The following is a 7,144-nucleotide window of genomic DNA, read 5'->3' on the forward strand; positions in this document are numbered from 1 at the left end:
ATTTAGTTGTATTATGACCGGACAAAAGATACTATAGTAAGTAGAGAAGAGACGAAAGATGTGATAATTCTTGGTTTTCAGCAGTATAGAATTCTTGCTCTATTTTCTTCCAGCCTTTTTTATCCTGTATGGAATTACCCCCAAAAACATGAAAAATGTGACACTTCTGTCGGGAAGTCTTATTTTTTATGCGCTGGGAGAGCCCAGGCATCTGGTGCTTTTGATGCTTTCGGTGCTTTCTAACTATTTTGTGGGACTGCACTTACAGCCTGTGAAGGGAAATAGAAAGAGTAAAAATAGATTTCAAAAAAATTGGAAAAAGCTTCTTTTGATTGCGGCAATCGCAGGAAATGTGGGGTGCCTTGCGTTTTTCAAGGGCAGAACGGATCAGGCCGGACTGCCTCTGGGAATCAGCTTTTATACCTTTCAGATTCTGTCTTATTTGATTGACGTTTACCGCGGAGACATCAGGCGTGAGAGATCCTTTCTCAATTTGGCGGTGTATATCACCATGTTTCCGCAGCTGATTTCTGGCCCTATTGTAAGCTACGGGGAGCTGCGGCAGCCTATCAGGGAGAGGCAGATGACGGCGGAGAGCCTGCAGGAGGGTCTTAAGGTATTTACGGTAGGACTTGTCTGGAAGGTGCTTTTGGCCGACAGGATAGGGCTTTTGTGGAGAGAGGTGCAGGTGACAGGCTTTGAAAGTATTTCAACGCCTTTGGCCTGGCTGGCGGCCCTTGCCTATTCTATGGAGATTTATTTTGATTTTTACGGTTACTCTCTGATGGCAATCGGACTGGGGAGGATAATGGGCTTTCGACTCCCTGAAAATTTCAAGCATCCCTACATGGCCCGCAGTGTCAGGGACTTTTACAGAAGATGGCATATAACGCTGGGAAGCTGGTTCCGTAAGTACGTGTATATTCCCCTGGGAGGCAACAGAAGGGGAATGACAAGAACTGTGCTGAATCTTCTGGCCGTCTGGATGCTGACTTCTCTGTGGCATGGCAGTACGGTCAACTTTTTTATATGGGGCGGAAGCTTATGGTTTTTGATCGTTCTGGAACGACTGCTTGCGAAAACGGGAGTTGGGAAACGGCTTAAGGTGATTCCCCATCTGTATCTGTGGATCGTAATCCCTATTACATGGATGTGCTTTGCCATCACTGATGTTTCCCAGCTGCAGACCTATCTGGGAAGGATGTTCGGCTTGGTGGAAGCCATCAATGTGCGGGCAGGTGACTGGGAGAAGGCTCTTACAAATTACTGGCCCCTTTTTGCGGCGGCCCTGCTTTCCTGCACACCCGCAATACAGAAGCTTTACCGCAGGTGGAAGGACACCATTCCCGGAATGCTTATTCTTGCGGCCCTGTTCTGGATTTGTGTGTGGCGGATTGCGGTAGAGGGAGAGAATCCTTTTATGTATTTCCGCTTTTAACGGGGAATTTCGGAGGAAATTGGAAAAAGAAAAAGACTGACGGCTTGAGGTGATTGCTTGAAAAAGATTCAAAAATATACTTTTTTGGTGATGCTTTTCGTGTTTGGGGCGGTGTATTTGACCTTTTGGGACAACTGGCAGGTTTATGCGAAGCCTCTTTGGCAGATGAGAAGCTGGTATCAGGAGACTATGGCAGGAGGGGAGGAAACTGTGAGCGCAGGAGACGCGAAGGAGGAAGGCTTTGGCAGCATTTCTGGCTCCGACAGCGTCTCCGGCGCTGACAGTGTTTCCGGTTCTGACAATGCTGACGATTCCTTACAGGAAGAAAGTCTGGCTCCTGCCACTGGAGAGGGAGATGGGACGGAGAATTTGACTGGACAGGGTGACCAAAATGGTCAATCACAGGAGCCGCCCCAGCCCATTGTTTCCCGCAGGCCGGAGGATGTGGAATATCGGACTGTGGAGGACGACTATTTTAAGGATGCGCTTTTCATAGGAGATTCTCGGACTGTGGGACTGTATGACTATGGCGGACTGGAGGATACGGCGACCTTTTACGCGTCCACTGGACTGACCATATATAAGCTTTTGGATGCGGAGATTGTTACGGTTCCCGGACAGAAGGAGAAGCTGACTGTGGAGGAAGCGTTACAACAAAATTCCTTCTCGAAAATTTATTTGATGATTGGCATCAACGAGATGGGAACGGGCACCGTGGAAACCTTTATGGAACAATATAAAGAGGTGGTAAACCGCATTCAAGAGCTGCAGCCTAACGCCATTATTTATTTACAGGGCATCATGAAAGTGACCGCAGAGCGTTCCAGCCAGGGAGATTACATCACAAATGAGGGAATCGAGGCCCGCAATACAGAGATAGAAAAGCTTGCGGATTATGTGAAGGTATACTATCTTGACGTAAATCCTCTTATCTGCGACGAGACAGGGGGCATGAATCCCGATTATACCTTCGACGGCGTGCATTTAAAGGCACAGTATGTAACTATCTGGAAGGACTTTTTAAAATCCCATGCACTGTAAGGGAAAATGGGAAAGGGAATATAGAAATCCACCGGGGAATACAATAGAGAAAAGCCAAGGGCTTTTGAAAAATGGAACAGATGCCTTATGTGCAGAAGAAAGGACAGAGCCAGTGAATCAAAAGATTGTGGATATGCACTGTGACACAGTGGCTGAGATTTTTGAAAGGGAGAGAAAGGGGGAAAAGACTGGACTTAGAGAAAACGGCCTGCAGCTTGACTTGCAGCGCATGGAGAAAAGCGGATATCTGCTCCAGAATTTTGCCCTGTTTGTGGATCGGGGGGAGTGTAAAGATCCTTGGGAGAGGGTCTGTGCTCTTTATGAACTTTACGCAAGAGAGCTTTCCTGCAATGAGGAAAAAATTGCTCCTGTGCTCTGCTATGAGGATATTTTAAAAAATGAAAGGGCGGGAAAGCTGTCAGGGCTCCTGACAGTGGAGGAAGGCGCTGTGTGCGGGGGAGAAGCGCAAAAGCTGCAAAAGCTGTACCACATGGGGGTCCGCATGATGACGCTTACCTGGAATTATCCCAATGAGCTGGGGTACCCAAATAGAAACGGCCGCCCGGAAAAGGAAAAAGGGCTTACCGAAAGGGGAAGAGAGTTTGTATTTTGGATGGAGCGCCTGGGGATAATTGTAGATGTGTCCCATTTGTCCGACAAGGGATTTTTTGATGTGCTGGAATGCGCAAAAAAGCCTTTTGTGGCAAGCCACTCCAATGCCAGGGCAGTCTGCCCCTGTGCCAGGAATCTGACAGATTCCATGATACGCAGTCTGGGAGAGAGGGGCGGTGTGACAGGGCTGAATTACTGTGTGGACTTTCTTATGGGGGAGAAGTCCGCACCCATGCAAAAGGAAGCGCGCATACAGGCCATTTTAAATGCTGCCGTGAATCACGCCAAACATATTGTGGATGTGGGCGGCATAGAGGTACTGGGACTTGGCAGCGACTTTGACGGTATCGATGTCAACGAAGCGCTGCCTGGAGCACAGAGCGTGGAACGGCTCTGGGATGCCCTCCATGGGGCGGGCTTTACCCAGTCCCAGCTGGATGGGATATTTTTTGAAAACGTGCTTCGGGTATACCGGGAAATTTTAAAATAAAGCGGACAAGGAGAGCCTTTTTATGGCGTTTTTATTGATTTTCTGGAAGCCTTGAGATACACTGAAATTGGATATTTTGCATTTTGGCATAGATGCCAAAGCCTGTGGGGGCAACAGGAGGCTGCTTTGTGAGATGGGGAAAGGAAAAGGGGATGGACGTTAACACATTGTCTGCCGATGCTGTGGATATAGCAGGAAGCAAGGCAAAATATGACACGGAGGTGAAACGCCTTTTAAGTGATAAACAGATACTGGCCAGGATTCTAAAGGAAACGGTCAGTGAATTTTCAGGATATTCTATTAGGCAGATATTGGAAGGCATTGAAGGAGAACCGGAAATCTCTACAGCTTCTGTTATACCTGGAAGAACCAATATGCCCTTTGTTGGAGGAATGACTCAGGAGGACAAGGTGGCCAACGAAGGCCAGGTGACTTTTGACATACGCTTTCATGCGGTTACGCCGGGGATGGAGCAGGTAAAGCTGATCATCAATGTGGAAGCGCAGAAGAGCTTTACACCAGGCTATGACATTGTAACCCGTGCAGTCTATTACTGTGCAAGACTGCTGTCCTCACAGATGGGAGTGGAATTCACGCCAAAGTCCTATGACGGAATTAAGAAAGTATATTCTATCTGGATTTGCTTTGACGTGCCGGAGTATGCGGAGAATACCATTACAGAATATAAAATACAGCCAAACTCTTTATATGGGGATTTTCAGGGAAAGGTGCGGTATGATTTGTTTTCGGCAGTGATGGTATGCCTTGGGAAAAAAGAGGGTTTATCTGCAGGAAGCAGTCTGCATAGGCTGCTGGCGGCAGTTTTTTCTGAAAAACTGGACACAGAGGCTAAAAAGGCTGTGCTGGAGGAGCAGTACGGCATACAGATGACAGAAAGGATAGAAAGGAGCCTGGCTGGTATGTGTAATTTAAGTGACCTTATTTATGACCGGGGTTTAGAACAAGGTTTAGAACAAGGCCTGGAACAAGGAAGAAAAAAGATGCTGCAGATGTTTTTGGAAAAAGGCGGGACTGAGGAGGAGGCAAAACGCTTGTTTGAAGCCACCAGGGAAGAGCTGGAGGAAGCAAGACTGCAGAATGCGTAACAGGCTAACATTTCAGCTCGCGCCATTCGCAAAGCCGCGCCAAGGCGATTTTTCTCTGCTGCGCAGCTGCCTTTGCTCATTATCGGGCGCTCCGCTCATAAGCTGTACAACAAGCAACTTCATGCAAGCATGATTTGCCTGTCATACAGCTTATGGCTGAACTGTTACATAAAATGCTGCAAAACCTTATTTTTTAGTTGACAGAAATAGATTCATTTTATATAATACCTATAATTTCATATTCAAGCGATTTGATTAAGAAAAGCAATGACAAGAAGAAGTAGCACAAAGGGAAACAAACAGAAAGCAGCCGGTTGATGAGAGGCGCATGGGAAGCTTTGTGCGAATACATCTTTGAGCTTCGCACCGAATTCCTGCCATACAGATAAGGCAGAGACAGTAGGCTGCGACGGTCCTGCACCCGTTAACGTGCTAGAGTATAAGCCTATGGGCCGTACTCGAAGAGGTAGGCAGCGCGAGCTGTCTATAAACATTAGGTGGTAACGCGAGACCTGCTCTCGTCCTTTTGAAGGACGAGAGCTTTTTTTGCGCGAATGAGCAGAGTCAGGTTTGCCCAAAGGGCTCTGCCGTGCTTGCACGGGCAGAGCCCTTTGGGCAAACCTGACGAGCAACGCGAGCTCGGAATGCGCAGCATTACGAGCCTGCTCATGAGAAGGAAGGAAAAGGAAAGCTGCCGTGCTTGCACGGGCAGAGCCCTTTGGGCAAACCTGACGAGCAACGCGAGCTCGGAATGCAAAGCATTACGAGCCTGCTCATGGCTGCGCTGGCATTGATTGTCTTAATCCGCCGGATATGAAAAAACCATAGGAAAGGAAAAGGAAAAAAATGACAATCAATGAACAGGTAAAGCATCAGATGCAGGTAATCAAGAAAGGAGCAAAGCAGCTAGTGGGCGAGGAAGCCCTTGCTGCCAAAATTGAGAAGAGTATTTTGACGGGAAAGCCCCTTACCGTAAAATTCGGCATGGACCCCAGCGCTCCTGACATCCACCTGGGGCATGCGGTGCTGCTTCGCAAGTTAAAGCAGCTTCAGGATATGGGCCACAGTATCGTTGTGGTGATCGGGGATTTTACAGGAAAAATCGGAGATCCCACGGGGAAAAGCAAGGGCAGGAAAGCTATGACGGACAGGGAAATTCTGCAAAATGCCCAGACCTATCAGGAACAGATTTTCCGAATTCTGGATCGGGACAAAACCCAGATGCGCTTTAACGGGGAATGGCTGGAGCTGCTTGGCCTGGAACAGGTGCTGCGGCTGGCCTCTACTATCACCGTGTCCAGAATGCTGGAGAGGGAGGATTTTAAGAACCGTTTTCAAAGCAACACGCCCATCGGTCTGCACGAATTTTTCTATCCGCTGATGCAGGCGTTTGATTCCGTGGAGCTGGAGGCAGACCTTGAGCTTGGAGGAACGGATCAGACCTTCAATCTATTGATGGGGAGAGCGCTTCAGAAGGAAATGGGAATGGAACCACAGGCGGCCTTGTTTATGCCCATACTGGAAGGCATTGACGGAGTGGAAAAGATGAGCAAGAGCCTGGGCAACTACATTGGAATTGATGAGGACGCCAGGGTGATGTTTCAGAAGGTGATGCAGATACCGGATCATAGGATCATAAAATACTTTGAGCTGGCTGCGGACATTCTGCCCGAAGAGCTTCAAAAAATCAAGGAACAGCTGGCGGATGGCACAAATCCCAGGGACAGCAAAAGACTGCTTGCAAGAACCATAACACGGCTCTACCACAGTGAAGAGGATACCATGGAGGCGGAGCAGTTTTTTACGGAGGCCTTTGTGCAAAGGAAGGTGCCTCAAAGACCGGACACGCTGCAGGTGGTGATGGATCAGGGCACTTTGTACGACTGCCTCCGCCCTCTGGTGCAGGCCCGGGTGATTCACAGTGGAAATGAATTTAAAAGGCTGCTGAGCCAGGGCGGCGTACAAAAAAATGGACAGCCCGTGGAAAAGCTGGAGGAGGGCATACGGACAGGGGATGTGCTCAAGGTGGGCAAGGGGAAATTTGTACGGCTGGAGCTGGTGTAAACAAATAGGAGAGGAAAAATACTGTGTCCAAAAGCAGTGCAGGATCAGCTACAGGAAAAGTGGTTTTAAAAACCATTTCATGTTGAATTGTTCTATGAAAAGTGGTATCCTATGCTTTATGAAGCAAAATGATCGGAAAGGTGAATCTGCAGTATGAGTGAAGCGTACCACATTGTAAGTGACGGCTCCTGTGATCTGCCGCCTGCGCTTGTAAGGGAAATCGGGGTAACGGTGGTTCCCTTTTATGTGTCCTTTGGGGACGAGAATTATCAAAAGGAGATATTGGAGATCGGGATAAGAGAATTTTATCAGAAAATGGTGGACAATCCCAAGATATATCCAAAATCCTCCATGCCCTCTGTGCAGGACTATGTGGAGGTGTTTGAGCCTTTT

The 7,144-nt window shown here is 48.1% G+C and carries 6 protein-coding genes and 1 other annotated feature; all 6 genes read left to right on the top strand.

Features of this window, described 5'->3' with window-relative positions; translation table 11 throughout:
• Positions 1–148 precede the first annotated feature (148 nt).
• Positions 149–1,438, top strand: a complete 1,290-nt coding sequence (locus tag AC1WIP_RS09000) for an MBOAT family O-acyltransferase (protein WP_481141526.1) — start codon at positions 149–151, stop codon at positions 1,436–1,438.
• Between the two features lie 57 nt (positions 1,439–1,495).
• Positions 1,496–2,479, top strand: a complete 984-nt coding sequence (locus AC1WIP_RS09005; RefSeq protein WP_481141527.1) for a GDSL-type esterase/lipase family protein — start codon at positions 1,496–1,498, stop codon at positions 2,477–2,479.
• A 112-nt stretch (positions 2,480–2,591) separates the two neighbouring features.
• On the top strand, positions 2,592–3,581 hold the full coding sequence (locus tag AC1WIP_RS09010) for a dipeptidase (protein WP_481141528.1): 990 nt from the start codon (positions 2,592–2,594) through the stop codon (positions 3,579–3,581).
• A gap of 128 nt (positions 3,582–3,709) precedes the next feature.
• A complete protein-coding gene (locus AC1WIP_RS09015) occupies positions 3,710–4,687 on the top strand; it encodes a nuclease/transposase family protein (RefSeq protein ID WP_481141529.1) in 978 nt (325 codons plus the stop codon).
• A 258-nt stretch (positions 4,688–4,945) separates the two neighbouring features.
• Positions 4,946–5,216 (top strand) — a binding site (T-box leader).
• Between the two features lie 317 nt (positions 5,217–5,533).
• Complete coding sequence (tyrS, locus tag AC1WIP_RS09020; RefSeq protein WP_481141530.1) at positions 5,534–6,751, top strand: tyrosine--tRNA ligase; 1,218 nt, start codon at positions 5,534–5,536, stop codon at positions 6,749–6,751.
• Positions 6,752–6,904: 153 nt separating this feature from the next.
• Positions 6,905–7,144 (top strand): DegV family protein (locus AC1WIP_RS09025; RefSeq protein ID WP_481141531.1); only part of this gene is annotated, 240 nt, incomplete at its 3' end.

Source organism: Acetatifactor sp. (assembly GCF_982438285.1).